A 24,670-nucleotide genomic window follows, 5' to 3' on the forward strand; every position below is an offset into this window, starting at 1 on the left:
GCGGGCGAAGACGTGCCGGTCCTTTTCTCTTGCCCTCCGCCTGCGCCCCCGCATCCGCTCCCGGCTCCGGCGAGCCGCCAGCCGCGCACGGGGCACGCAGCGCAGCCCGTAAGGCCGCGCGGGTGCAGCGTCCGCTGCACGCTGGCGCCGGGATCCCTGCACGTTGGAGTGCAGGCGAAGCGCGGCTTCGCCTGCAGTTCGGCGGCAAGGCTGACGCACGGATGGATGCAGCATCGGCGCACGGCCGGTGCATGGCTGGCGACAGGCTCATGGTGCACCCCATGTCCACAGTGGCCGCGCAACGCCGAGTACGGCGGACGCATCGACAGGCCCGAAGTAGCGGCTGTCGAACGAGGCCGGATGCGTGTCGCTGAGCAGGAACAGTTCGCCCTCGGCCAGTGCGCGGCATGGCGCCCACGGCTGCAGAGGCCGATGCGCGCCGTCGTGCGCGAGCACGGTTGCGACGACAGCGCCATCGACGTGCACGATGCGCCCCCGAACACACACCGGCTGCGGCGCTACGGCGCCGACGCGCTTGAGGATGGGCACGCCCGCAGGCAGGTAGCCGCGCTGCGCCGCGAACGTGGCCACACTGGCGGGAAGCCGGACCAGCACGATGCTGCCAACCGGCAGCGAGCCGGGATGGGCAAGCGATGCGATGCGGTACCAGCCGCGCGCCACGCTGGCGCTGGGGTTGTAGACGATGCGCGCGGAAGGTTGCATCAGGGCCGGCGCGCACAGCGCCGCCAGGCCGATACCTGCCACGGCCAGCAGCGCCGCCCGAGACATGCGCGGCGTCATCGCAGCGCCTCGCGCGCGAGATGCGCCGCATGGCGCTCTGCCGTATACGCCGGTAGCGGCCGGCGTGCCGCCAGCCGGTTTCCCACCATGCGCCAGTAGATGGTGGCCACCACGCACGGATCAATGCCGTCCGTCTCGATGGCATCGATGGCGGCGAGCACCGCCTTGACGGCCGGTTCACCATCGGCGCGCAGCAGAATGCGCGCGCCGGGCGACACGCCGGCCACGCGCTGGGCGTCATCAAACGACATGGGCGCCTGCAGCACCATGAGCTGCCACAGTGCCGTGCCGTAGTCGTTGCCCAACCACTTGATGCGACAGCAGACCGCGCCCGGCGCGAACAGCGCGGCGCGCCGCCAGCGGTCCAGCACGGTTTCGCGCACGGGCCGGCCGAAGCGCAAGTAGACGTTCACGCGGTGCTCGACGAAAGCGAGCGACACGCGCATAGGAGTGAAGCGCGGCGGCAGCGCCGCCCGCGCCGAGGCCTGCATGCCAGGTGCCCGCGCCGGCATCATGGCCGTGCCTCCGGGTATTCACGCTCCAGCAGTTCGCGCAGCATGTCGGCGGCCGTGACGCCGCGCTGGAACGCGATCACCTTGATGCGTCCGCGCAGCGCTGGCGTCACGTCGATGGTCAGCCGGGCGGTGAAGACCGCCGCCTTGGCCTGCGCAGCGGCGGCATCTTCACGATGCACCCAGGCCGTGGCCGGATCGGCCGCAGGCCGGCGGCCGATCGGCGCGCGGCGCCGCTTCGGGGAATCGGCGGTGCCTGTCATCGCAGCACCTCCCTGCTCTCTTCCAGTGCATCGCCGAGCACGTTCTGCACGTTCTGCACGGCCTGTGCGAGCGCCGCGATCTCGCGCGCGGCCGCGCCCTTCGGCGACACCTCCCACACCAGCTTGCCCGCCGCCACGCAGTCGGCGAACGCGATGCGCTGCGCAATGTCGGCGTGCAGCGTTGGAAACGGCTGATCCGCGAGCGCGGCACGCGCCTCGCGTCCGATCACGGTGCCGACCACGCGCCGGTTGATGACGAAGGCCGCGCGCAGCGCAGGCCGGAACACCCGTGCCTCGGTGATGAGACCCACCATCTCCTGCGTCGCCCATACGTCGTAGGCGCTGGGCTGCACGGGGATCAGCACCAGGTCGGCGGCCAGCAGCGCGGAGCGCGCAAGCGCCGCGACCCGGGGCGGGCCGTCGATCACCACGTAGTCGGCCTGCAGGGCGATCTCGGGCACTTCCCGGTGCAGGGTGTCGCGCGCCAGCCCGAAAACCCCGTAGAGCCGCCCCTGGGCGCTCTGCAGGCGCCGCTGTGCCCAGTCCAAGGCCGAGCCCTGGGGATCGGCGTCGATCAGCGTCACGCGCCTTCCCTGCCTGGCGAACTCGCCGGCCAGGTGCGTGGACAGCGTGGTCTTGCCTGCGCCGCCCTTCTGGTTCAGCAGCGCGATGACCTTGCCAACCCCATTGGCCGGAGTTTCTGGGAAGCTGTTTTCAGATACACCGGATGCGAGACTGCCTGTTTTTTGCGCAGCGGTGTTGGCGCCCCATCTTTTATTCATAGAGTTAGTCCTTGTTTTGGATAAAAGTTAAGGAAGGCCCAAACCGTTGCAGGGCGCGGCTTGCGGAAGGTTTTGCGCCGGTGATTTCCCGATGGCGGCGTCGGCGATTTCCCGACTCCCGCGCCGGTGATCTCCCGAGTCCGTCCCCGCGCTATCCACAGCTTCTTCAACAGGTGCTGTGAATAAGTCGCCCCGGTCGGGTGTGCCGGGATCGGGCCGGAAGGTCAGCCACTCGGTGCGGCCGGCCCATTCGATGGCGAGCCGGTAGCCCGGCAAGGCCTGGCGCAGCACCAGGCCGCGCAGGTGCAGCGCGAAGTCGCGGTAGCGCTGCAGGCTGCCGGACTTCTGGTGCAGGTGGCGCATGTCGAAGCGCCACCCGTTGCGCTGGCGCCCGCCGTGCTTGCGCACGAGGCGGTACAGCCAGCGCTCGATGCCGCCAGTGAGCCGGAAGTACGCGGGATCGAGCGTGAGCACCAGCGCGTCGTCCATCACGCCGCAATAGAACCAGTCCGGCAGGATCAGCTCGATGCCGTCGGAGCGGCCATCGGGCCGCACGTGCTCCTGCCATTCGTTGATCCACGAGAAGCGGTGCATGCGCTTGCCGGCCTGTCGGATCGAGGTGAGCACCGTGGTGGACTGCAGCCGGTCCAGCGATGCGCGCAGCCCGAGGTATTCGGTCCGGCCCGTGGCGCGCTGGGCGAAGCGCAGGATCTCGTAGGGCGTGGCGGCCATCAGGCGCGAGGTGGGCCGGCCCTCATCGCGCGCCTGCACGATCTGGCTGGCGGCCCAGATCAGCACGTCGGCGTCCCAGATGGTGGCGATGCCGTGCTCGGGCACGCCTTCGACGGTAAGCGAGACGCCACCGGCATCGAAGCGGATGGGCACGGTGCGCCGGGACTTGGCCAGGCTGAAGAAGGGATAGGCCATCAGGTCCTGCGCGTCGCGCAGGGCCATGTCGTCGCCCGGCAGCGCGCGGAACAGCGCGAGCTGTTCGCGTTCGCTGGAGCGCCGGGACATGGCAGACACCTTCGATTTCCGCTCAGCGCACCGAATCCCGCATCACGTAGCCGGGGTCCGAGGTCATACCGTAGGTGTGGCTGTCGGCCCAGGTGCGCAGGTCCGCCATGGCGTAGACCACGCGCGCGCCGAATTTCCGAAAGCGCGGTCCGCCGCCCAGCACGCGGTGCTTCTCCAGCGTGCGCGGCGACAGCCGCAGCAGCGCGGCTGCCTCGTCGGTGGTCAGGAATTCAGGTTTTGCGGCTGCAGCCGGCACCGCAGGGGCGGGCTGCGGCGCAGCCGCTGCCGCGCCGCGCGAAGGGATCGAATGTCCTGCTGCCATGAAGGCCTCCATCTCGGTGGATGGGCCGCAAACGATTCGCGGCCCGATGGAGGCAGTCTGGGCAAAGGGGGGTGGGCTGCGAAGGGAGATTCGGTGGCCAGTCTCGTCTCCGTGGGCAGGCGCTAACCGGGGCGCACGCCAGCGAGCCGGAGGTAGCCGCCCGCCATCAAGGCCTTCGCACGGGAGAGGATGTGGCGCATCTGGGCGCGCAGGTCGCTGTCGGCGTGCCAGCGGCCGGCAGCGGCATCGGCGCCGAAGACCGCTTCCGCGATCTCCCGGTGGCCGCAGCCGGCCTGCAAGGCATCGAGTGCCTGCAGGCCGCGCATGTGCAGCAGGTCCATGCGCGAAACATGGCGAAAGGCCGGTGCGTGGTGTTCGCCGCGCAAGACCTGCAGCGCGGCGGAGGCCGCCGCGGCTTCGCCGCCAGGCGGCAGGGAGAGTCGGCAAGCCGAGCCCTCGGCCAAGGCGGGAGACACGCTGGTCTGCAACCTTTGCCGGCCGTCCAGTGCGCAAAGAATCAGATCGGCTCCCGCATGCAGCAGGTGCTTGCGGCCACGGATGCGCCACAGGCCGAAGACCGGACCATCGCCCACGCTGCCGCGCACCTGCGCGAGGCGCAGGTGCGGCAACCGGTCTTCGGCGCCGATCCAGACCGGATGCGCCTCGCGCGCATCCAGGCGCGGATCAAGATCGACATCGCAAGCCCCAGCGTGGTGCGATGGCGGCGCGCCGCTTGCGGGGCGCGCCGAGCCAGGCCACGCGGTAGCCGGGATGCCGGCGCAGATACTCCCATGCCAGCGTCGGCCCATCCAGGTCCAGCGCATAGAGGTAGGCGGCCGAGGCAGCCCAGGGCGCGGGGGTGAGATCGCTGTGCATCGTCATGGCGGCAAGCTCCTTCGGTTGAAGATGGCAAGCTGCCATGGATCAGGCCGGTGTGGGCCGCTTTCCCGTCGGGGCAGCGCAGCGCGGTGCGCCTGCGCGGTAACTTCGGCATCCGAGCGTATCCGCCGGAAACCAGTGGCCCTTAGTCTGTGATCATGCCGTCGCGCTGCGCGTCCGCCACGTAGGCGGACAAGGTCTTGCGTGGGCGGTACTGCGGCTCCACCGCCACGGGCAGGCCCTTCGGACCCTTGATGCCGGCCAGCATGGCCAGGCTCACCTCGCCCAACTCAGGGAACCCGGTACCCGCGTCGATGAGCCCGTAGGCCAGGTCGCCATCGGCGGCCAGGGCCGTGAGCACCCAGGCAGCGCCGGCATCCGGCGTGTAGAGCTTGACCACCGGATACGGATCGCTGTCTTCGCCGCGCGCCCTGGCAACACCGTTGGCCAGCATCCGGCGGCGCTGCTCATCGGTCAGAAAGGCCATGGAAGCTCCAGGAGTCAAAGAGGGCCGGCCTCTAGGCCGGGCATACCGTGGGGCATGGGTGAGCGCTGTGCCTGCCTTTGCATAAGCGGGAATTCTAGGTCCGTCCCGCGTGCATTGGTGAAAAATAGTTATCTTTAACGTGGTTTTAATAGGCATCCATCGCGACGCTTGCTGCGATGCAAGCAAAGCGAGGAATCCAGCGTGGAAGACCCGTCGGCGCAACGACCTTCGAGGCCGCGCCGGCCCTGGCCTTTGGCGCAGCCGTGCGCGCGATCCGCACGGAGGAAGGCATCGCCCAGGAAACCCTCGCGCATCTGGCCGGCATCGAACGCTCGCACATGGGCAAGATCGAGCGCGGCGAGCACATGCCCACGCTGGCGGTGATCCTGAAAATCGCACGGGCACTGGGGCGTAGTGCGGGGGAACTCATTCTTGAAACCGAGGCCCGGCTACCCGGCAATTGACTGCGATACAGATGCACAGCAATCGCAAGAGCAGCCTGCGTATCCCGCAGAAGAAACTGCGAAAGCCCAGTTCCCTTCGCGCGACGCCCAAGAACAAGAAATGGTGGCGCTTCGGTCTGTCAGAAGGCGCTTTGACCAAAACAAAGCTCTTCGTCGGCGTGCTGGTCACCTTGGTTGCGTTGGTCACCGGCCTCCTGACACTGCTGAAGGTTCATGCCAGCGACGAGGAGACGTTCAAGCGCTATGCGGATCGTATCGTCGCGTGGCACTACAAGACGGAGCTTTGGCACGGCTACTTCAGCAACTTCTTCGAAGGCATCGTGAACCTAGAGGAGATGAATCTTTCCAACGACTCATCGATGACACTGGCATTGCAGGCATCAGGCAACACCATTGACGGTGGTATGTCGGAAAAGAGGCTGTGCGGAATCTTCCCTCCAAAGGACTTCAAACTTGTACGGGGCACCATTTCTCATTTCGGAAACAGCGCAGAGATTCAAATTTACGAGTTTGTGCAGGGGCACACGAAGGTCTACGCGGAGTTCAAGCTACATCATGATGGCCTGGTCCTTGAAATCACACCGAAATGGAACTCGCGTTGGTTCGGGCGCGACACCATTCGATTGATTCAACACCCTGAATCCACCATCGATACCGGCTTCAAGGAAATGGAGGGCACCTGCAAGGAAGAGCATGCCCGGTTCCGTGAAATGCTGCGGGAAAGCTATGAGCGACTCGTCGAGGAAGGAGCACTGAAGCAGCGCACTCCTCCCGATGAGACGTCAAGCGGTGCGAGCGCACCGCATCAATGATCAGCCCTTGAGCCGACGCATCTCCTCGGCCAGCATCCACAGCGCCCGGTTGAGCTTCAGGTTCTGGTCGATGCCCTGCACCGCCCGCGTGCGCATCCGGCGCCCGGTCGCGCTGCGTCCCGGAATGCCTCCCTGCAGCAGGTTCTCCTGGGTCCGGTTGAACGTGGACCACAGGTCGGAACGCGCATCGGCGCTGCGCCGGGCTTCCAGCACCTGCGTCTCGGTGATCGGTGCCGGCCGCACCGGATCGGGCTCGTACTTCAGCGCCAGCGCCGCCCGCGCAAAGATCGCCTGCTCCTGGGCATCCAGCGTGATCGCACGCATTGCGTCACGGCGTTCGCGCACCAGGTCGAACCCGTCGAGCACCTCGTAGGCGCCCTCGATCACGCGGTCCACGATCTGCCCCTTGTGGTGCACGCGCACGTCCGAGAACGTGTCGCCGAACACCAGTCCGTTGCTGCACGCATAGCGCAGCAAGCCCGCGATCAGCTGGTAGCTGCTGGTGCCGTCGTGCGAGTTGAGCAGCACGATCTCGTTGGCCTCGGCATCGCCGATGTGCCGCGCATGGCGCAGCCGCACCATGTGCTTGGTGAAATCGCGCCGGTCGTCCTGCCGCACGCGCGTCTGGCAGACCATGAACGGCTCGAAGCCTTCCCTGCGCAGCGCGGTCAGCACCTCGCCGGTCGGGATGTACGTGTAGCGGTCGGACCGGCTCGCGTGCTTGTCCAAGGCGAAGATGGACGGCGCCACCGCGCGGATCTGGTCGTCGGTCAGCGGCGAGCTACTGCGCAGCGACGGGGAATGATGAGCGAAACGGGATGCGAGTTGCATGATGGATCTCCGAAAGGAAGCCGGGCGGGATTGCCCGAGCCCTCCGGGTCACGGCGCAGCGCAGCAGTCAGGGTTCGCAGACGGCCATCCTGCAAGGTGGCCGCCAGCGTGCAAGGCACGCGCAGACCTTGACGGCGAGACCGCCGTGGCACGATGGGCTCACCAGCTAGCCAGCCCCACACACACCCTCAGCCTGCCACGGTTTTCCGCAAGCGAAGCGCGCAGCGCCGCAGGCGCGAAGGCGTCAGCGATCGGCGCCCGAATGGGTCGAGACGCCTGGCGGCTCGATGCGCAGCACAAGAGCGCGGTCCGGCATCGCCGGAGACGCACGGAATCGTTGAACCGCAGAACCTCTTTCTCCGAAACCCGACGAAGAGTGAAATCGGCTGTACGCCTTTACGACGACCCGTCAAAGCACAAGGCAGCAAAATCATCTTTACGACGGCCACGGGAAACTCCAGCCACTTCATCCAGCACACCCCACACAACGCCCGCCACCGCCGAGCGAGACGCCAGGTCGATGCCGAACGCAACAAGGCGCCCCGCCGAAGCGGGGCGCCGGGGCGGCAATCAGTCGCCCTTGCTGCGCGTCCAGATCAGGTTGTGCGTGCCGTCCTCGCCCTCGACCAAGCGGGCGTAGATCGTCGCCGGGAACGACGGGTCATCCAGCGTCACCGACAGGTAGGGCCGGTCGGCCTTGCTGACCTTCTTCCAGGCCGCGCCGATCTCCAGCCCCGCCGACGCGACGATGCGGTAGTCCGGGGCGTGCTCGCTGCCCTTGTCGCTGGGCACGATGCGGACCTTGACGTTCAAGGTCAGGGTGCGAACCGTGCCAGTGAAGCCGTTGCCCGAAACGGTGAAGTTGCCGATGGTGCTCATGATGATTTCCTTTCGAGGTGGTGCCAGGTCCGCGCCCATCGCGGCCTTGTGCGGTGATCCGGTCAGGCAAGGTGCCGGGCGCGCCGCACCCGCAGCGCAGCGAAGGGCCGAAACAACGTGGAGGACCGGCAGGCCCGGGAAATTTGCCTCGCGAGGAATGCGCGCAGCGCAGGGGAAATTTGTTGGGCAGGCCGGTTGCGGCGAACAAGCCCGAGGCGCACCGCAACGCAGCGGCAGCGAAGAGAAGGGGTGCCGTGCCCGCGCCAGGATTCACGCTCAAAGACAAGGCCGTGGGAGCGGACCAACGCCTCGCAAAGGACCACGAGCACAGGCAACATCCACACGGCAACCGCCTTCCGGCATGGGTTCGGCCCCGCCGAACGCCAAGCCGGCTGACCAGAGAGTCCAGGGACAGGGCAGAACGCCCCGCCGCATCGGCCCGACAGCAGAGAGGAAGAAAGCAGCGGCAGAGAAGTCAGCATGGCATCCGGCCTGTCGGCGAGCCACCGTCGATCACGGCGATTGCGCCCTGCCAGCATCGAGGACAGCGCCCTCACGCACAACCGGGTGCAGCAAGGCCGATCGCAAGCCCGCGCACCACACGGCGAGGCGCCTTGCCAGGAGGCACGGGCAAAGCCCGCTGGAATCCAGAAGTTCAAACGCGCGCGGCACACCCGCCGCGCGCGCCGCGCCGAGACCGCAGGCCGAGGCGCGGGACAAGACCGGAAAGCCCCGGCCGAAGCCGGGGCACCGATTCACGCCGTGGCATGCGCTCCTTCGTCTGCGTCAAGCTCCACGCTGTCCGCATCCGCGTCAACCCCGGCCTGCTCTACGGCGGCAACCGCCTCCGGTTGCCTGAACATGACCGGCAGCCACCCCGACCCCGCCGCCAGCCGCTCGGCCTCGCTGGCGATCTGCGCCTTCTTGAGCTTGGCCAGCCGGTGAACCTCGCCCGGCGCGAACACCTGCACCGCCTCCAGTGCCTTGGCTTTCGACACGTGATCGAAGTAACCCGCAGCGGTCGGCGTCCACCAGCCGTGCATGTCCAGGCCCACGGCCTGCGCCAGCGCGGCAGCGGGAACCTCGCTTTCGTGCGAGGCGATGGCCGAGACGGTGTAACCCACGCACACGGCCAGCAGCGACAGCAGTTCGCTTTGCGGCATCGCCAGCAGTTCGGTGAACAGCGCTTGCGGGTTGCCGGGCAGGCGTGCCGCCCAGGCCTCCCGCACCTCGCGCAGGCCCACCGCCGCTGGGGCCTCGTCCACGTCCGGCGCGTATTGCACCAGCCTGTCCTGCGCGGATGCCGTGATGTTGATGGGCGTGCCGCCATAGCCGCCGAGGATGACGCGGTGCGCCAGTTGATGCACCACGGCCACCAGCGCGATGTGCGGATGCCGGGCCACCTCAGCCTGCAAGGCGGCGGTGCGGTGCGCACTCAGCCGCTTCGCCAGCCTCTCCGAAATGCCCGGCTTGGCCGGTTCGGCATCCTCCGCATCTGCGCCGCCGCTGGCGCCTTCGCTGGCCGTCCCCCCGGCCTCCTGCCGCTCCCGCGCCCGCAACGCCTTGGCCTGTTCCTCGCGCAGCAGCCCACGATGCACCACGACCGCGCCCATGTGATCGACCGACACCACGGCCCCGGCCACCGGCACCACACCCCGCGCGTACACCATCAAGGTCTGCTCGATGGCGTCCAGTTCATCGCCTAGCCGGTCCAGCTCCTCGTGCAGCGCCTGCACACCATCGTCGGACAGGTCGGCGTCCTCGTCGTCGAGCTTGTCCTGAATGCGGCTCTGCTCGGCCTCCAGCTTGGCAATGCGCTTGGCCTCGGCCTTGCCCGGCTCCCGGCGCGTGGGCCGCACCCGCTGGAAGCCATGCAGTTCCGCTGCCGTGGCACGCGGGGCGGCCTCCACCCAGCCCCAGCCTTCGGCCCGCACGGATTCGGCCACGGCGCTGAGCTTGTCCCGCGCAAGAGAGTCCAGCAACCCGGCATCGGTGAGAAACACCCCGTTCTGCTCGTCCGAGAACAGATCGCGCCGGATGCCGCCGCCCGCCGCTTCGTAGGCTTCCACCCCCACGAAGCGCGCCACCGCATCGCGGCTGGCGTCGATCTCTTCGCAGGTCAGGTGATCGCGCAGCGATTCCGCGCTGCGCTGCCACTGCGGGGCTTCATAGAACGCAGCCTCTTGGGCCTTATGGTCGTCTGTGATGGCGAGTGCCATCAACTGCTCCAGCGAGACGGACCCCTGCTGGTAGTCCGCCAGCAGACGCGGCGAGACGTTGGCGAGTTTCAGCCGCCGTCGGACCACCAGCGGCGTGACGCCGAAGTCCGCCGCGATGTCTTCCAGCGCCCGCCCTTCCGACGCCAGCGCCTTCCATGCGAACAGTTCATCCACCGGCGACATGGATTCGCGGTGCACGTTTTCCGTGAGGCTGACGGTGCGCGCCGACGCATCGGGCACCAGCAGGCAGGGCACCGGATGGTCCCTCCCGAGCTTGTGCCGCTTGGCAAGCAGTTTCAATGCCGCCAGCCGCCGCTTGCCCGCGACCACCTCGAAGTGCTCGCCATCGGGCGCTGCGATCACGGTGAGGTTCTGCAGCAGCCCGACCCGGACGATGGAAGCCGCGAGTTCGGGAATCGCGGTGCCGCCGCTCTTGCGCACGTTGCGCGCCGAGGGCCGCAGTTTGGACAGTGCGATCAGGTGCAGTTCATAGGGCGCGGCCACCGGGAAGGTGATGGCTTCGCCTGCCGCTGCTGCAGCGGCAGCAGCGGCCACGGCATGCAGGGCCTGGGATTCGGAATGGGAAACGGTATTCATGATGATGACTCCTTGTCCCTCTCGGGGACGTTCAACAGGAATGGAAAGAAAAGAAACAGGGGTGGGTGGATCACTCGGTGCTCTGCATAGGCGCTCTCCTTGGAAGTTCGGGCTCCGCAGGGGCCGCGAAGCGCTTTCGCGGCCTTGAGGGCCGGCTGGGGCCGGCGCGGGTGCGCCGTCAAGGGAGGAAGCGAAGGCGCTGGCGCGGCCCGCAGGCGAAGCCGAGGACACGGGCGCCGTAGCGGCCCTTGACGGAAGGAGCACCCGCAGAGGCCAGGCAAGCCGCCAAGGGCGGCGCGCAGGTGGCGGGTCCCGCCACCGGAGAGAACACGTTCGAGCGGGAGGACAGAAGTCACCCAGGCCGGGCATAGACCGGCCTCCACTGCACGCCCCTGTGTGCGGGGTGCGCTTCGGCTGTTCAGTGGGGTGGCCGATCCGGCGCAGCCGGTTCGGCGGGCTTGCAGGGGCGCCAAGCGCAGCGCGGCGGGGATGGGCCACTGGCCGATCCCCTGGAGGGCAAGCGCAGCGCGCAGCGCCGAAGGCGCGGAGTCATCGACACCAGGCGCAGCAAAAAAAGTGCGCCGTCCCGCGAGACGACGCACCGATGGTGTCAGCGGTCGATCAATCCGCCGCCGACGCCACCATCGACTGCAACTGCTCAATCACGCCTGGCTCGACGAAGACGCAAGCCTGCTTGTCCTTAATCGGCACGTTGAACAGCCTGGAGAACACCTCGCGCTTGAGATGGGCCAGCCGTCCCGTCCGATACGCCTGCTCGGGCTTCAGGTTGCCGTTGCTCGCCGGCGAGCCGCTGCGCTGCGGATCGCATTCGACCAGCGCGACGAAGCCATCATCGGCCAGTTTCTGGTGTTCGGCGCACAGGCCCCAGCCGGTCGCCGTGTGGCGCTCCAGGCTCGCGCGCAGGCGCTTGTCCAGCAGGATGGCGCCGGTGTCGAAAGCCACGCCGCAGACCAGGCAGACGTGTTGTTCCAGCGAAACGTGTGATTTGTCGTTCATGACGATCTCCGGTTGCTCGGGCGGAATTGCCCGGAACCGGCACCCGGCACGCCGCAGCGCAGCGGTCACAGGTTCGAAGACGGCCGACAGGACGCCAGCGTGCAAGGCACGCGTAGACCTTGAGCGCGAGAACGGTGTGCAAGGATGAAGGGGACCAGCAAGCCAGCCCACCACACACCACACCTGCATTGGCAAGCGCAGCGCGCAGGCCTCAAGGGCCGGAGGTGTCAGGGATCAAAGCCGGATGGCCGCGATTCGGCACGAAGCGCGGGGCGCAGCCCGCGAGCCCGACGGCGGAACGCCGGGACACCATAATGTTTCTACTTGAAACATCGAACGTCGCTCTACGCCATTCCGCAATCAGGTGGGTGCCTTCTGGACGGTAAGACAGCGACGACTGGAGGAGACCCATGTCGATACTGCAGGAAATACTGGACTGGACGAAGGGATTGCCTGCCTGGCAGAGCGATGCCGTGGCACGCCTGCTGGCCAAGCAAGCGCTCACGATAGAAGACCAGGACGACCTGTTCGCGTTGCTCAAGGCCGCGCATGGCATTCCGGACCCCAAGGACCGCAAGCCCCAGCCACTCACAGCCGAGCAGATTCCAGCTCCGGTAAAAGTGACAACCCACGTTGAACTGCATGCCATGAAGAACATGCGGCATGTCAATGCGATTGCGGAGAATCAGCATCTGCCTTTCGGCGCTTCCGGGATGACAGTCATCTATGGCGATAACGGTTCAGGCAAATCGGGATACTCGCGCGTGCTCAAACGCGCATGTCGTGCGCGCGACCGGACGGAACCGATTCATCCGAACGCCAATCTGCCTGCAGGCAAGGCCGGGAACCCCGAAGCCATCTTCCAGATTGCCATCGACGGAGTTGCGCAGGATGCACACTGGGTGCATGGAAAGCCGGCTCCGGCTGCGCTGTCATCGTTTGCGATTTTCGACTCGCGCTGCGCTCGTGCGTACCTCGATAGCGAGGACGATTTTTCCTATGTGCCCTACGGGCTTGATGTGTTCGAGGGACTGGCGAAGATCTGCAAGCAGCTCAAGGCGGCGGTAGAGACTGAGTATGCACATTCCGCCGCCGATCTCACGGCGTTCGCGCCCCTGCAGGGCGACACGCTCGTCGGCAAGCTGATCGCGTCTCTTTCTGCCAAAACGACCCAAGCCCAGATCGATGCACTCGCTACGTTGACCCCGGAGGAACTTGCCCAGCATGTGTCCCTGGACAAAAGTCTGAAGGAGAACAACCCGAAGGAGAAAGCCACTCAACTGCGCTTGCGTGCCCGTCGTGTGGCGGCCATCGCGACGAATGCGTCCAACAAAGGCGCGCTGGTAGATCAAGCCGTTGTCGCCAAACTGAAAGGCCTGGCGGACAGCTATCGCACGGCGCAGGCTGCGGCCGCGCTCGCGGCGAAGCAATTCAAGGAAGGTGAGAATTTGCTGCCGGGCACCGGCGGCGAGGCATGGCGCGAACTTTTCGATGCAGCTCGCAAGTTCGCGGTCGAATCCCATCCGGACAAGGCGTTTCCCGAGCTGGGCGCGGAAGCTCCTTGCCCCCTTTGCCAGCAACCTCTCGCCGAAGGTGCTGACCGCTTGCTGCGCTTCGAAGCCTTCATTCAACAAGAAGCGGAGAAAACATCCCAGGCACGCCGTGTCGCTTTGTACGCCGAATACAAGCCGTTCATTGCACAGATCCTGACGCTGAACCTCGATGATGTGACGCATGGAGAGATCGAAGCCCTGGACGCGCAACTTGCCACCGATGCCAAGGCTTTCGAGCCTCTTCTGACGGCTCGCCAGGAGGCCATCAAAGCGGCCGTGCTCTCGCACCAGTGGGACAGCCTCGATCAGGCCCTGGTCAATCCGGCAGAGCGGCTTCAGGCGTTGGCGAACAAGCTGAATGCCGAAGCCGAGACCCTGGAGAAGGCCTCGGATGAGAAGGCCCGAGCAGCCTTGCAAAAGCAGTTCGTGGAACTGGATGCACGGGTGCGGCTTAGCCAGGTCAAGGATGCCGTCGTCACGGCCGTCGCTCGGCTCGCCCATCAAGCCAAACTCACGAAATGTCTATCGGCCGTGAAGACCAACGCCATCTCGTTGAAGGCATCGGAACTGGCGGAAAAGGTGGTATCCAAGGAATTGGCCGAGGCGCTGAACCGCGAGTTCAAGGCGCTGGGCGTTGGGACACTGCGCGTGACGTTGCAGAGCCGTTCGGACCGGGGCAAAGCCCTGCACAAACTCAAGCTGGAGTTGCCGCAAAGCCGCAGTCCGGGCGACATCCTGAGCGAGGGGGAGCAACGCGCAATCGCGATCGGCTCCTTTCTGGCCGAAGTGGGACTGAGCGGGGGCAAGGGCGGCATCGTGTTTGATGATCCAGTGTCATCCCTCGACCACCGCCGGCGCGAGCGTGTCGCGAGGCGCCTGGCCGTCGAGGCAGCACAACGCCAAGTCATCGTATTCACCCATGACATCTACTTCCTGTGCCTGCTCGCCGAGGAGGCGAAACTGGCTGGCGTCTCGATTGCCACCCAAAGCCTGATCCGGCGCGCCGAAGGTTTTGGGATTGCCGATCCGGATCTGCCGTTCGAGGGAAAAACCGCGAGCAAGCGGATCGGTGCCCTGAAGGCCCAGCATCAAACCGTCGCCAAGCTCCACAAGGACGGCGAAGAACAGGAATGCCGGAGACTGACCGTTGAAGCCTATTTCCGTTTGCGCATGGCGTGGGAGCGCGCCGTCGAAGAGGTGCTGCTGCGTGAGGTCATCCTTCGCTTCCGCAAAGGTGTCGGTAAGCGTCCGGCAAACACAGGTCCACAGAGGCTGATGATCAGGCGTCGGCGGGTTTCCAGCGGTGCGGCAATAGCTGGTCAATGCGGCTGGCCTTGTGCGTGGGCAGTCGCGTGAGGATGTCCTTGAGGTAGGCGTATGGGTCATGCCCGTTCATGCGGGCCGACTGAATCAGGCTCATGACGGCGGCCGCTCGCTGGCCCGCACGCAGGCTGCCGGCAAACAGCCAGTTGTTGCGACCGATGGCAATGGGCCGGATCTGGTTCTCGATCCAGTTGTTGTCCACCGGCAGTTGTCCGTCATCCACGAATCGGGTCAGCGCATCCCAGCGCCGCAGGCTGTAGTCCAGCGCCTTGGCGGTTGCTGATCCGTCGGGCACCTGGCGCCGTTGCAGCGTCATCCATTCATGCAGGGCGTCCAGGATCGGCCGGGTCTGCTGCTGCCGAACGGCTTGCCGCTGCTCGGTGTCCAACTCTTTGACCCCGCGCTCGATCTCATAGACCCGGGCGAACTGCTGCAGCGCGAATCCGGCGATCTGGCTCTGGTTGGCCGCGTGCAGGTCGAAGAACTTGCGTCTTGCGTGGGCCAGGCAACCCACCTCGGTCACGCCGCTGGCGATCAGCGCCTTGTAGCCACTGAAGTCGTCGCAGATCAGGCTGCCCTTCCAGGCCTTGTCGGTGCCGTGGCCCAGGAAGCGCCGGGCGTGTTCGCCCGAGCGCGACTCGCAGAAGTCGTAGACCACAGCCTTGATGCCTTCGAAGGCCCCCGGCGCATAGGCCCAGAGGTAAGCGCGGTGCGTCTTGCCCTCGCCGGGCTTGAGCATGGCCACCGGTGTCTCATCGGCGTGCAGCACCCGGTGGCCCAGGCTCTCGGTCTTCAGTGCATCGACCAGCGGCTGCAGCCGCACCCCGCAGGTGCCCACCCACTGCGCCAGGGTCGAGCGCGGGATGGCCAGGCCGGCGCGGCCGAAGATCGCCTCCTGCCGGTACAGCGGCAGGTGATCGGCGTACTTGCCCACCAGCACCTGGGCCAGCAGGCCGGTGGTGGGGATACCTTTGTCGATGACGTGCGCGTCGACCGGTGTCTGTTGAATGGTCTCGCACCGGGCGCAGGCCCACTTGCCGCGGATGTGGCGCTCGACGCTGAAGACGCCGGGCACATAGTCCAGCTTCTCGGCCACGTCCTCGCCCACGCGCTTCATCTGACACCCACACGCGCATTTGGTGGACGTGGGTTCGTGGCGGATCTCGCGGCGTGGCAGGTGCGCTGGCAAGGGCAGCCGCTTGGCTTGTTTCTTCTCGGAGGTGGCCGGTGCTTGCGTCTGCGCCAGGGCGTCGATCTCGCTGGCCACGGCCGCCAGGTCCGCTTCAATCTCGTCTTCGAGCAGGCTCTTCTGCTCGGGGTTGAATCGCTCGGACTGGGCGGCGAACTTCATGCGCTTGAGCAGCGCGTTCTCGTGGGTGAGCTTGTCCAGCAGCGCGCTCTGGTGGCGAACCTGAACCATCAGCCGAGCGGTCAGCTCGCGCAGTTGTTCTGCACTCAGACTCTCCAGCGATTGCGGATCGACCACCATGGGCAGGACTGTGCCAGCGCCGGTGCAGCCGCACCATCGGCGCATGCCCCAATTGGCAAGTGCTTGCGCACAGGCCAGTCAGATCACGGTGATGACGCCACCATCGCCCAGACGCTGCCAGGGCAGGCCCAGCACCAGCGCATCGAACTGCGAGCGACTGAGCGTGGCGGTCAACGCACCCTCACGAGGCCAGACGAACTTGCCGCTGTTCAGGCGCCGTGCTGCCAGCCACACCCCGATGCCGTCGTGCACCAGCACCTTCATGCGGTTGGCTCGCCGGTTGGCAAACAGGTAGGCGTGATGCGGGCGCGCAGCACCGAAGACGGCCACCACTCGGGCCACAGCGGTGTCTGTGCCGGCACGCATGTCCAGTGGATCGGTGGCCAGCCACAGGGCATCGATGCGGATCACTTGAGCAGCTCCCGCATCCAGGCTGCGCAGTGCTCGGCAGCACCGACCGGCCACGTCAGCGAGACGCTTGTGGCGCCACGGCGCAACTCGATGCGGATGTCCGGGGCCGGCGCGCAACTGGGCGCAGGCAGCGCCACCGGCACGAAGGTGGGGACTTGCACATCTGTGCTGGGGGCATGGGCCAGTCGGCGCCACTTGTGCACGACGTTGGCGTTGATGCCGTGCGAGAGCGCAACCCTGGCCACCGATGCACCGGGCTGGGCGCACTCGGCCAGGATCTGTTGCTTGAGCTCGGCGCTGTGGCGCCGACGGGTCTTGTTCTTGGCTTCGTTCATGGTGTCCACCTATCTCGTGATCTGACCCCCGAAACCTGGACGAATTCGAGGAATCGAAGTGACCAGGTACACAGAGAAACAGAAGTTTGCTGCCGTCACGGCCTACCGGAAGGGCGCTGGCGGCTTGCGCGCCACCGCCAGCGCGCACGACGTCGGCGTTGATTCGCTGAGGGCGTGGATCGCCGCGTACGAGGCCAATGGGAAAGCTGGTCTGGTGGCGAAAAGGCGCGTCATCTACGATCTGAACTTCAAGCTCGAGGTCCTGCGCCGGATGCAGGATAAGGGTCTGTCGTGTAGGCAGGTTGCGGCCCTCTTCAACATCCGGCGCCTCGACCTGGTAGCGGAGTGGAGCCGGTTGTACGCCGCTCATGGGGCAGCAGCTTTGCAGCCTGGCTGGAAATGGGAACAGACGAGGATGAGCAAGCCGCCGAGCAGGCACGATGACCGCGAGGCGGTGACGAACGACCAACGCAGCCGCGAAGAGTTGCTACGCGATCTCCAGCAACTGCGCGCGGAGAATGCTTACCTAAAAAAAGTGCAGGCCTTGACTCGAACCAAGTCGCGCTCGGCGCCCGTGAAAGGACGTTGATCGTGCTCGAGTTGAGGCCGCACTTCCCTCTCGCCGATCTGCTGCGCGCGGCTGAGCTGGCGCGCAGCAGCTTCTACTACCAGCTGAAGGCTATCCGCACGGGTGACAAACGCTGCGACCTGAAAGCGAAGATCCGCGAGATCTTCAACCGTCACAAAGGCCGATATGGCTATCGACGGGTCACCGCTGAGCTGCGCCAGCAAGGTCTCGTCGTCAACCACAAGACGGTCCAAAAGCTGATGGTCGAGATGCAGTTGAAGTCGCTGGTCCGCCCAAAACGCTACAAGGCCTATGACGGCGCAGCTTCCGAGACGGCCCCGGACCGCTTGGAGCGCGACTTCACGGCTGATGAGCCCAATCAGAAGTGGGTGACCGATGTGACCGAGTTCAAGGTGAACAACCAGAAGCTGTACCTGTCGCCGGTGATGGATCTCTACAACCGCGAGATCGTGTCGTACGAGATTGCAGAGCGTCCACTGCCGGTCATGATCAAGAACATGCTCACCAAGGCGTTCAACCGGCTCGACTCAGGCCAGCGACCGATCCTGCATTCGGACCAAGGATGGCAGTACCGCATGCCCGCGTACCGCCAACGCCTGCATCAAAGCGGGGTCGTTCAGAGCATGTCGCGGAAGGGCAACTGCTATGACAACGCAGCCATGGAGAGCTTCTTCGGAACGCTGAAGTGCGAGTTGTTCCATCTCAACAAGTTCGACACGACCGAGACGTTGAAGGCCGCCCTTCACGACTACATTCGCTACTACAACGTGGATCGCATCAAGATCGGGCTCGGAGGCCTGAGCCCAGTGGCGTACAGGACGCAGGCCGCCGCGGCGCCCGCATGAAACCATAACTGTCCAAGGTTTGGGGGTCGGTTCACTCGTTTGGTGGACACCATCGTTGCCGCTTACGTCGTGAACCTCAAGGGTGGGATGACCGTGCGCTTACAGGTGTCGAGACCCAGCGGCTGGTAGGTGTGGTGGTCGAGGATGACGACTACGCCCAGGTGAATGCGGGCATGGCGAAGTGCTCCAACTATGCGCACGACAAAGCGCTCATGGGTGGCGTCGCCATTCCGGAACCTGATGAACTCCTCGCCGACATCATGGCGCTGGAAACATGGCGTGGGCAGATCGAGAAGCGAAGCGCAGACACGATCAAGAAGCGTAAGGCCCGGCCCGCGGCCATACAGACCACAGCAGCACCGTAGGCCTTTTTCTCGCAGACGGCTCAGGTTGCTGTCATTGGCGCTTGGGCGTTGGGTCAACGGCTCCGCGCAAGTGGTCGTAAACGTGGCTGCGGATGCCCTACTTTCGTACCGCGTACGCTTAGCCTCTCTCCCCTGGGTTGGTCTGGGCCTTGATGAGACGCATCCTTTCGGCATTGCCCGATAAGGAATCGCCATGCTCTTCCACCAGACCCTCCCCAAGCCGAACACCTCCAAGGCTCCGCCCGCCTACTACCGCTTGCGCGACGTGATGCGGATCTCTGCTCTCAGCCGCTCGACGATCTACCGACGTGTTGCGGAAGGGCGCTTTCCTGCCCCGGTTCACCTGGGAGGTCGGGCTTCCGCGTGGTCCAGCTTCGAGCTTCAGGCATGGATCGACGATCCAGCAGGCTATCGGACGGCTACGCCTCAGCCAGAAAGCCCTCCCCGTTTTCAGCACTTGCAAACGAGGCAAAGCATTCCTTGAGTTCCTGCGGCACCGGGTCGGTCTGACGCAGGTCGCGCACCGGCCCCACCGGCTTGCCCGCAGCAAGGTGATCCAGCAGGTCCGCCCAGACCTGGATCATCCGGCGGCGTTGCTCGAAGTGCGTCGTCCTGTCGTAGCTGCCGCCCAGCTCCTCGTCCGACACGTGCGCCAGATGCCGCTCGATCACCTCGCGGTCCCAGCCCAGCAGTTCGCGGATCAGGGTGCGCGCCGTGGCACGGAAGCCATGCCCCGTGATCTGTTCCTTCGTGTCGTAGCCGAGCGTTCGCAAGGCGCTGTTGACGGTGTTGTCGCTCATGTAGCGCGTCTTCTCCGAGCGCTTGGCCATGCTCTTGAAGATCGGTCCGGTGGGGCCGGTCAGCGGGAGAAGATCCCGCAGGATAGCGACGGCCTGGGTAGGCAATGGCACGAGGTGGGTCGGCGTGCGGCTGTCGCGCTTCTTCCATTCCCGCAGCTTCATCTTCTCCGGTGGGCAACGCCACACGGCTTGGTCGAGGTTCACGTCCTCCCAATGCGCGAGGCGCAACTGGCCGGGGCGCTGGAATAGCAACGGCGAAAGCTGCAGGGCCGCACGGGTGATGACGTTGCCGCTGTAGGCCTGGATGTCTCGCAGCAACTGCCCCAGCTTCTGTGGATCGGTAATGGCCGCGTAGTGGCGGGCACGCGGCGCCGGCAAACCGCCGGTGCGCTTGTTCACGAAGTTTTGCCCCGCCCCCAGCGTCCCCACATCCACCGCATACTGGAACACGTGCTGCACCGCTTCGCGCACCCGCTGCGCCGTCTCCAAATGGCCGCGCTCCTTGATGCGGTGCAGGCACCGGACCACTTCCGTGGGGGCAATGGCTTCCATCGCCAGTGCGCCGATCCACGGAAAGATGTGCAGTTCCAGATGGCGCATCACCTTGACGGCATAGCCGTCCGACCATTCCTGATCCTTCTTCGCCTGAGCGTGCCAAGCGCGGGCCGTGAGTTCGAAGGTGTTCAGACGAGAAACGCGCTCGCGCTCCTCTTCCACACGCCGCGCCTCTCGGGGATCGATACCGTCAGCGCGCTTCTCGGCCTCGGCGCGCGCCTTCTTGCGCGCCGCCGCGAGCGAGACCACCGGGTAGTGGCCGAGGGTCAGCTTGGCTTCTTTGCCGAACTGCTTGTAGCGGTAGACCCACACCTTGCCGGTCGGCCGCACGCGAAGGTAAAGACCATCGCCGTCCGCCAGCAAATATTCCTTGTCACGCGGCGCTGCCGCCTTGATCTGAAGCTCGTTGAGTTGACCCATGGTGTACCCAAAAATGACTGCGGTTGAAAAGCAGTCTGGGGTACACCGTTGGGTACACGCAAGAACAGGATTTTGTGAGATTAAACGATACCGCTTGAGCCGCCTTTTCGGGCTAAGCCCTTGATTTACAAGGACTTCTGAGCTGACTTGGGATCGTCTGAGAAAGAAAGATGGTGGCCTGGGACGGAATCGAACCGCCGACACAAGGATTTTCAATCCTCTGCTCTACCGACTGAGCTACCGGGCCTGAGCCTCAAATTATAACCAGAGAATTTCCAGTAAAACGGAATTTCTGAAAATTAATTGCGCTTGCCGCGCCCCAAGTCCACGCCGAGCTGGCGCAGCTTGCGGTACAGGTGGGTGCGTTCCAGGCCTGTTTTCTCGGCCACACGGGTCATGGAGCCGCCTTCACGCGCGAGATGAAACTCGAAGTACGCCTTTTCAAAGCCATCACGCGCTTCTCGCAACGGACGATCCAGATCAAAGCCCTGGTGTGCATGCGGGCCGGGATCCACGCCCACAGGCACGGTGATGGCAGCGAATGTGGTCACGTTCGGATCCACCGACGCCTGCATGACGGCGGGGGCTGCCGCGGCAGGAGCGGCCGGGCGCGCGTGGTTGCGTGCCAGCCCCTGCTCCACCGCCTTGAGCAGCTTCTGCATGGTGATGGGCTTTTCCAGGAAGGAGAAAGCGCCAATGCGCGTGGCTTCCACCGCTGTGTCGATGGTGGCATGGCCACTCATCATGATCACAGGCATGGTCAACACACTGGCGGCGGCCCACTCCTTGAGCAGGGACACGCCATCGGTGTCGGGCATCCAGATGTCCAGCAGCACCAGGTCGTACTGGTTGGCGAGGCGGGCCGCGCGGGCCTGCGTGGCGTTTTCCGCCAGGTCCACACTGTGGCCCTCGTCGTTCAGGATTTCAGACAACAGGTCGCGAATGCCAAGTTCATCGTCGACCACCAGAATATTTGCCATGTGTATAGAAGCGCCTAGGAATGCTGCCGTGCGGTAACGATGGGACTCTCTGCACAGCTTCTTTTGGGCGGGAGTCTGGACTGCAGCCCGGATGGGCTGTGCCGAGGCCACGATCCGTTGGCGCCATGCGCAAGCACCGGTGCCAACTTCCCGACCACCCGAGGTGTGCACTAACACAGTCCGCAGGAGTTGTGCGGAGGGTGACTAAGACACCACCGCGGTTTCTGGGGCAAATGATAGCGACACTTGCGCGCCGCGCAACTCGCCGTTTTCCATGCGGTTGGACAGATCAATGCGGGCGCCATGCTCGTCTGCGATCTTTTTCACCACCGCCAAACCCAAGCCTGTGCCCCGGGCCTTGGTGGTCACATAGGGCTCGAAGGCACGCTGCAGGATGTGGGCAGGAAAGCCCGTGCCGCTGTCTGAAATGCTGAGCCGCACCCGCCCCGAGGACTCGCTCAACCGGGTCGAGATGCGAACGAAAGGCTCTGTTTCCTTGCCCTCTGCCCGTGCCTGCATGGTGGCGTCCTGGGCGTTTTGCAGCAGGTTGTGCACGACCTGGCGCAGCTGTTGCGCATCGCCTGCGATGCGAGGACAACGCGGGTCCAGCTCGGCTTTCACGGGGACTGACGCGTTTTCTTCGCCGTACAGATGCAGCACATCGGCGATCAAGGCATTGAGGTCCAGGGGCTGCAGCTCTGCCGCTGGCAGCCGCGCGTAATCGCGGAACTCGTTGACCAGGCGCTTCATCGCATCGACCTGGTCCACGATGGTCTTGACCGACTTGGCCAGGATGGCCTGTTCTGCAGGCGGCACCTTGCCCGACAGCTTCATTTCCAGGCGTTCGGCAGACAGCTGGATGGGGGTCAACGGGTTCTTGATTTCGTGCGCAAGGCGGCGCGCGACCTCGCCCCAGGCCTGTGCGCGCTGGGCGGAAACAATCTCTGAAATGTCGTCAAAAACCAACAATTGCGCGCCATCGGGCAGCTCTGCGCCCCGCGCCACCAGGCTAGTCGCGTGCTGACCCGCACCAGCAGACGATGCATGCAACTCGAAAGGCTGCTGCCAGTGGTCCAGCCCGTGGCGGTCGCGGTCACCAAAAAACGCCAGGAAATGCCGCTCTACCGCCGCCGCAAAATCAGCCAACCCAGGCACTTCAGACAATGGCCGGCCTTCGTACGCCGCCATGGGTGCGCGAAGAATGCGGGTGGCGCCGGGGTTGGAGGAGCGGATGATCCCGCCCTCCCCCAGCACGATCACCCCGGAGGTGAGGTTGTCCAGAATGGTTTGCAGGTTCGAGCGGGCAGCATCGACCTTGACCATGCTTTGCTCCACCGCCGCCCGCGCATCGGCCAGCTGCTGCGTCATCATGGCAAATGACCGGGTCAGACCACCAAGTTCATCCTTGCCCTGCAAGGCCGCTTTCGGGCTGAGGTTGCCTGCAGCCACCTCCCGAACGCCCTCGGCCAGCACCAACAACGGCCGCGCCAGCTGGTTGCCCAGCAATACCGCCAGCAGCACCGCGCCAAACACCGCCAGGAAGAGGCTGAGTGTGAGCGTGCCCACATACATGCGGCGCAGGCCGTCCCGCGCCAGCGCACGCTCTTGATACTGGCGGTTGGCCTCCTGGACCTCGATGGCGTTGGACACCAGCGCGGGGGGCAACGGCAAGGTGGCCTGCAAAAACCGGGGTTCGGTCAACAGGCCCAGCCCCGGGTTGGTAACCAGCACCAGCACTTTCACACGGGCCATCTGCACGGCGTTGGGGTCGGCAATATCGTCCAGCCCCTCGATCTGGGTGACAGCCCGTTGCTCACGCACCGACCGCAGCAAGGCGGTGCTGGGCCGCTCGGGATTGAGGCTGAAGCGGGACTGCCCCGCGCTGCCAATCGGTTGGCCCGCGGCATTCCACAGCACCACATCGGTGGCGCCCAGCTGGTCGCGGATGCGCTCCAGCGCCAGCCCCACGGTGGCGGATGAGCCCTGCGCGACCTGGGCACTGGCCGCGCGCGTCTTGGCGGCCATGTCGGCGGCCTGCGACTCCAGCGACACCCGCGCCAGGTTCACCCCCGCCACCAGCGCGCCTTCCACCTTCACATCAAACCAGCTTTCAATCGACCGCGTGACGAACTGGTACGACACCACATAGATCAGCACCCCCGGCATCAGCCCCACCAAGGCAAAGATGGCCGCCAGTTTGACCAGCAGGCGGCTGCCAAACCGCCCCTTGCGCAAACGCAAAAGCAGCCGGGCGCCAATCCACACCAGCACCCCCAGCAGCAGTGCCGCCACCAGCACGTTGACGCCAAACAGCCATGCGTAGTTGCGCTCGTACAGCGCCCGGTTGTTGGTGGCGAGTGTGAGCAGGAACAGCAGCACCAGGCCAATGGCCGTCATGATGGCGGCGCCCACGCCCACAGCCCAGCGCACGGCGACCGAGGCGCGGCTGGCGGCTTCAGCGGAGGCGGATGGGGGGGCGGAGGAAGCGTCCGGCACAGCAGGCATCTCAGAAAAAAGCGGGATTAAGGCTTCGCGCGCGAAGGTAGCCGCTGGCTGCGGAACACCAGCAGGCTCCAGTCCGAGCGACCCACGGCACCAATCTGCAAAGGCCGCGGCAGTTGGGACATGTCCAGCCGGAAGCGCAATTGCACCGTGTGCGCGGCGTCGGGCTCCAGCACATCAGCATCTCCAATGCGCCAGCGAATCACCCGCCGCATGGCAGACAGGGCTTCGTCCAGCTCGTCAAAGTTCTGCCCCAGCACCACGCCCAGCCCGCTGTTGGTGAACGGCACCGACGAGGTGCTGAGCCGCCAGCGGCGCGTGAGCGGCTGGTAGCTCAGGCGCAGGTAGCGCGTGGCTTCGGCCACCACACGGTCCGACCAATACCAGCGGTCGCGCCGAACCTGGGCCTCCATCACGAAAAACATGGGAATGCCTTTGTGCAAGGCATCCGCGGCCAGATCGGGCAAGGTGAAGTCGAACGACGCGCCCAGGTAGAGGCCGTCTTCTGCACGCTCTATGCGCAAGCCCTGCGCCTCGCCAGCGTCCTGCTGCGCAAAAACAGCTGCGCCGGGGGCCCACCACAGGGCCCAGCAACACACGACAAAGCGCAGCCAGCGAATC

At 65.5% G+C, this 24,670-nt stretch carries 25 protein-coding genes, 1 tRNA gene and 1 pseudogene; 6 read left to right on the plus strand and 21 right to left on the minus strand.

Features of this window, described 5'->3' with window-relative positions:
- Nucleotides 1-267 precede the first annotated feature (267 nt).
- The 9 genes and pseudogenes from PQV96_RS18735 to PQV96_RS18775 all read right to left on the minus strand — a co-directional run bounded on the left by PQV96_RS18735 (nt 268) and on the right by PQV96_RS18775 (nt 5,063).
- On the minus strand, nt 268-801 hold the full coding sequence (locus tag PQV96_RS18735) for a S26 family signal peptidase (protein WP_270174424.1): 534 nt from the start codon (nt 799-801) through the stop codon (nt 268-270).
- Nucleotides 798-1,292 (minus strand): DUF2840 domain-containing protein, encoded by a 495-nt coding sequence (locus PQV96_RS18740; RefSeq protein ID WP_270175466.1) that lies wholly within the window; start codon nt 1,290-1,292, stop codon nt 798-800. The genes PQV96_RS18735 and PQV96_RS18740 overlap by 4 nt, the downstream gene beginning before the upstream one ends.
- A 20-nt stretch (nt 1,293-1,312) precedes the next feature.
- Entirely contained in the window at nt 1,313-1,576 is a 264-nt protein-coding gene (locus tag PQV96_RS18745) for a ribbon-helix-helix protein (RefSeq protein WP_270174425.1), read from the minus strand.
- The gene (gene parA, locus PQV96_RS18750) at nt 1,573-2,358 is read right to left on the minus strand and encodes a ParA family partition ATPase (RefSeq protein WP_270174426.1); all 786 of its coding nucleotides are present in this window, start codon (nt 2,356-2,358) and stop codon (nt 1,573-1,575) included. Before parA ends, PQV96_RS18745 begins: the two co-directional genes overlap by 4 nt.
- A 201-nt stretch (nt 2,359-2,559) precedes the next feature.
- Nucleotides 2,560-3,375: pseudogene (locus PQV96_RS18755) on the minus strand (replication initiator protein A); the annotation flags it as partial.
- Between the two features lie 22 nt (nt 3,376-3,397).
- Nucleotides 3,398-3,697 carry a helix-turn-helix transcriptional regulator gene (locus tag PQV96_RS18760; RefSeq protein WP_270174428.1) on the minus strand — a complete coding sequence of 100 codons (300 nt, stop codon included), beginning with the start codon at nt 3,695-3,697 and terminating at the stop codon, nt 3,398-3,400.
- 122 nt (nt 3,698-3,819) lie between these two features.
- Nucleotides 3,820-4,290 (minus strand): DNA -binding domain-containing protein, encoded by a 471-nt coding sequence (locus PQV96_RS18765; RefSeq protein ID WP_273623865.1) that lies wholly within the window; start codon nt 4,288-4,290, stop codon nt 3,820-3,822.
- A 91-nt stretch (nt 4,291-4,381) separates the two neighbouring features.
- Complete coding sequence (locus tag PQV96_RS18770) at nt 4,382-4,579, minus strand: transcriptional regulator domain-containing protein (RefSeq protein ID WP_270174430.1); 198 nt, start codon at nt 4,577-4,579, stop codon at nt 4,382-4,384.
- A 142-nt stretch (nt 4,580-4,721) separates the two neighbouring features.
- On the minus strand, nt 4,722-5,063 hold the full coding sequence (locus PQV96_RS18775; protein WP_270174431.1) for a DUF2958 domain-containing protein: 342 nt from the start codon (nt 5,061-5,063) through the stop codon (nt 4,722-4,724).
- A 176-nt stretch (nt 5,064-5,239) separates the two neighbouring features.
- Between PQV96_RS18775 and PQV96_RS18780 the strand changes: the two genes are divergently transcribed.
- Nucleotides 5,240-5,527, plus strand: coding sequence for a helix-turn-helix domain-containing protein (locus PQV96_RS18780; RefSeq protein WP_270174432.1), 288 nt, complete (start codon nt 5,240-5,242; stop codon nt 5,525-5,527).
- Between the two features lie 11 nt (nt 5,528-5,538).
- On the plus strand, nt 5,539-6,339 hold the full coding sequence (locus PQV96_RS18785) for a hypothetical protein (protein ID WP_270174433.1): 801 nt from the start codon (nt 5,539-5,541) through the stop codon (nt 6,337-6,339).
- Here PQV96_RS18785 and PQV96_RS18790 read toward each other — a convergent pair whose 3' ends face one another.
- From PQV96_RS18790 to PQV96_RS18805, 4 genes are all read right to left on the minus strand, one after another.
- Nucleotides 6,340-7,170, minus strand: a complete 831-nt coding sequence (locus PQV96_RS18790) for a DUF932 domain-containing protein (RefSeq protein WP_270174434.1) — start codon at nt 7,168-7,170, stop codon at nt 6,340-6,342. It abuts the gene before it with no gap.
- 570 nt (nt 7,171-7,740) lie between these two features.
- Entirely contained in the window at nt 7,741-8,049 is a 309-nt protein-coding gene (locus tag PQV96_RS18795) for a DUF736 domain-containing protein (protein WP_270174435.1), read from the minus strand.
- A 755-nt stretch (nt 8,050-8,804) separates the two neighbouring features.
- Nucleotides 8,805-10,865, minus strand: a complete 2,061-nt coding sequence (locus PQV96_RS18800; protein WP_270174436.1) for a ParB/RepB/Spo0J family partition protein — start codon at nt 10,863-10,865, stop codon at nt 8,805-8,807.
- Nucleotides 10,866-11,486: 621 nt separating this feature from the next.
- The gene (locus PQV96_RS18805) at nt 11,487-11,882 is read right to left on the minus strand and encodes an ATPase (RefSeq protein WP_270174437.1); all 396 of its coding nucleotides are present in this window, start codon (nt 11,880-11,882) and stop codon (nt 11,487-11,489) included.
- 410 nt (nt 11,883-12,292) lie between these two features.
- Here PQV96_RS18805 and PQV96_RS18810 point away from each other — a divergent pair, with 410 nt between their 5' ends.
- Nucleotides 12,293-14,791 (plus strand): AAA family ATPase, encoded by a 2,499-nt coding sequence (locus PQV96_RS18810; RefSeq protein ID WP_270174438.1) that lies wholly within the window; start codon nt 12,293-12,295, stop codon nt 14,789-14,791.
- Here the strand turns inward: PQV96_RS18810 and tnpC are convergent.
- From tnpC to tnpA, 3 genes are all read right to left on the minus strand, one after another.
- Nucleotides 14,715-16,247, minus strand: a complete 1,533-nt coding sequence (gene tnpC, locus PQV96_RS18815; RefSeq protein ID WP_270174439.1) for an IS66 family transposase — start codon at nt 16,245-16,247, stop codon at nt 14,715-14,717. The two genes, PQV96_RS18810 and tnpC, sit on opposite strands and share 77 nt — an antisense overlap.
- A 78-nt stretch (nt 16,248-16,325) precedes the next feature.
- Nucleotides 16,326-16,658: an IS66 family insertion sequence element accessory protein TnpB gene (tnpB, locus tag PQV96_RS18820; protein WP_270174440.1), complete on the minus strand. Its 333-nt coding sequence runs from the start codon at nt 16,656-16,658 to the stop codon at nt 16,326-16,328.
- Nucleotides 16,655-16,993 carry an IS66-like element accessory protein TnpA gene (gene tnpA, locus PQV96_RS18825; protein ID WP_270174441.1) on the minus strand — a complete coding sequence of 113 codons (339 nt, stop codon included), beginning with the start codon at nt 16,991-16,993 and terminating at the stop codon, nt 16,655-16,657. The genes tnpB and tnpA overlap by 4 nt, the downstream gene beginning before the upstream one ends.
- 58 nt (nt 16,994-17,051) lie before the next feature.
- On the opposite strand from tnpA, the gene PQV96_RS18830 reads away from it, so the two are divergent.
- The 3 genes from PQV96_RS18830 (at nt 17,052) to PQV96_RS18840 (ending at nt 19,276) form a co-directional block, all read left to right on the plus strand.
- A protein-coding gene (locus PQV96_RS18830) for an IS3 family transposase (RefSeq protein WP_407655144.1) occupies nt 17,052-18,427 on the plus strand; the annotation gives its coding sequence in 2 pieces (ribosomal slippage) (nt 17,052-17,561 and nt 17,564-18,427; 1,374 coding nt in all).
- A 134-nt stretch (nt 18,428-18,561) separates the two neighbouring features.
- Entirely contained in the window at nt 18,562-18,792 is a 231-nt protein-coding gene (locus PQV96_RS18835) for a hypothetical protein (RefSeq protein WP_273623870.1), read from the plus strand.
- A gap of 193 nt (nt 18,793-18,985) precedes the next feature.
- Nucleotides 18,986-19,276, plus strand: coding sequence for a helix-turn-helix transcriptional regulator (locus PQV96_RS18840; RefSeq protein ID WP_270174444.1), 291 nt, complete (start codon nt 18,986-18,988; stop codon nt 19,274-19,276).
- Here PQV96_RS18840 and PQV96_RS18845 read toward each other — a convergent pair.
- The 5 genes from PQV96_RS18845 to PQV96_RS18865 form a co-directional block, all read right to left on the minus strand.
- Complete coding sequence (locus PQV96_RS18845; RefSeq protein WP_270174445.1) at nt 19,212-20,567, minus strand: tyrosine-type recombinase/integrase; 1,356 nt, start codon at nt 20,565-20,567, stop codon at nt 19,212-19,214. The genes PQV96_RS18840 and PQV96_RS18845 overlap by 65 nt on opposite strands.
- A 171-nt stretch (nt 20,568-20,738) precedes the next feature.
- Nucleotides 20,739-20,814: transfer RNA gene (locus PQV96_RS18850), tRNA-Phe, on the minus strand.
- Between the two features lie 52 nt (nt 20,815-20,866).
- Nucleotides 20,867-21,547 (minus strand): response regulator, encoded by a 681-nt coding sequence (locus tag PQV96_RS18855; RefSeq protein ID WP_142085642.1) that lies wholly within the window; start codon nt 21,545-21,547, stop codon nt 20,867-20,869.
- A gap of 204 nt (nt 21,548-21,751) precedes the next feature.
- A complete protein-coding gene (locus PQV96_RS18860; RefSeq protein ID WP_273623876.1) occupies nt 21,752-24,043 on the minus strand; it encodes a sensor histidine kinase in 2,292 nt (763 codons plus the stop codon).
- Nucleotides 24,044-24,069: 26 nt separating this feature from the next.
- Nucleotides 24,070-24,669, minus strand: a complete 600-nt coding sequence (locus PQV96_RS18865) for a DUF4390 domain-containing protein (RefSeq protein ID WP_420482214.1) — start codon at nt 24,667-24,669, stop codon at nt 24,070-24,072.
- Nucleotide 24,670: the final 1 nt, after the last annotated feature.

Origin of the sequence: Acidovorax temperans, from assembly GCF_028596105.1 — a bacterium.
GTDB classification, from domain to species: Bacteria; Pseudomonadota; Gammaproteobacteria; order Burkholderiales; family Burkholderiaceae_C; genus Acidovorax; species Acidovorax temperans.

Coding starts and splice junctions, on each gene's coding strand:
- PQV96_RS18735 (WP_270174424.1), bottom strand. CDS start 801: ATGACGCCGCGCATGTCTCGGGCGGCGCTGCTGGCCGTGGCAGGTATC.
- PQV96_RS18740 (WP_270175466.1), bottom strand. CDS start 1,292: ATGCAGGCCTCGGCGCGGGCGGCGCTGCCGCCGCGCTTCACTCCTATG.
- PQV96_RS18745 (WP_270174425.1), bottom strand. CDS start 1,576: ATGACAGGCACCGCCGATTCCCCGAAGCGGCGCCGCGCGCCGATCGGC.
- parA (WP_270174426.1), bottom strand. CDS start 2,358: ATGAATAAAAGATGGGGCGCCAACACCGCTGCGCAAAAAACAGGCAGT.
- PQV96_RS18760 (WP_270174428.1), bottom strand. CDS start 3,697: ATGGCAGCAGGACATTCGATCCCTTCGCGCGGCGCGGCAGCGGCTGCG.
- PQV96_RS18770 (WP_270174430.1), bottom strand. CDS start 4,579: ATGACGATGCACAGCGATCTCACCCCCGCGCCCTGGGCTGCCTCGGCC.
- PQV96_RS18775 (WP_270174431.1), bottom strand. CDS start 5,063: ATGGCCTTTCTGACCGATGAGCAGCGCCGCCGGATGCTGGCCAACGGT.
- PQV96_RS18780 (WP_270174432.1), top strand. CDS start 5,240: ATGCAAGCAAAGCGAGGAATCCAGCGTGGAAGACCCGTCGGCGCAACG.
- PQV96_RS18785 (WP_270174433.1), top strand. CDS start 5,539: ATGCACAGCAATCGCAAGAGCAGCCTGCGTATCCCGCAGAAGAAACTG.
- PQV96_RS18790 (WP_270174434.1), bottom strand. CDS start 7,170: ATGCAACTCGCATCCCGTTTCGCTCATCATTCCCCGTCGCTGCGCAGT.
- PQV96_RS18795 (WP_270174435.1), bottom strand. CDS start 8,049: ATGAGCACCATCGGCAACTTCACCGTTTCGGGCAACGGCTTCACTGGC.
- PQV96_RS18800 (WP_270174436.1), bottom strand. CDS start 10,865: ATGAATACCGTTTCCCATTCCGAATCCCAGGCCCTGCATGCCGTGGCC.
- PQV96_RS18805 (WP_270174437.1), bottom strand. CDS start 11,882: ATGAACGACAAATCACACGTTTCGCTGGAACAACACGTCTGCCTGGTC.
- PQV96_RS18810 (WP_270174438.1), top strand. CDS start 12,293: ATGTCGATACTGCAGGAAATACTGGACTGGACGAAGGGATTGCCTGCC.
- tnpC (WP_270174439.1), bottom strand. CDS start 16,247: ATGGTGGTCGATCCGCAATCGCTGGAGAGTCTGAGTGCAGAACAACTG.
- tnpA (WP_270174441.1), bottom strand. CDS start 16,993: ATGAACGAAGCCAAGAACAAGACCCGTCGGCGCCACAGCGCCGAGCTC.
- PQV96_RS18840 (WP_270174444.1), top strand. CDS start 18,986: ATGCTCTTCCACCAGACCCTCCCCAAGCCGAACACCTCCAAGGCTCCG.
- PQV96_RS18845 (WP_270174445.1), bottom strand. CDS start 20,567: ATGGGTCAACTCAACGAGCTTCAGATCAAGGCGGCAGCGCCGCGTGAC.
- PQV96_RS18855 (WP_142085642.1), bottom strand. CDS start 21,547: ATGGCAAATATTCTGGTGGTCGACGATGAACTTGGCATTCGCGACCTG.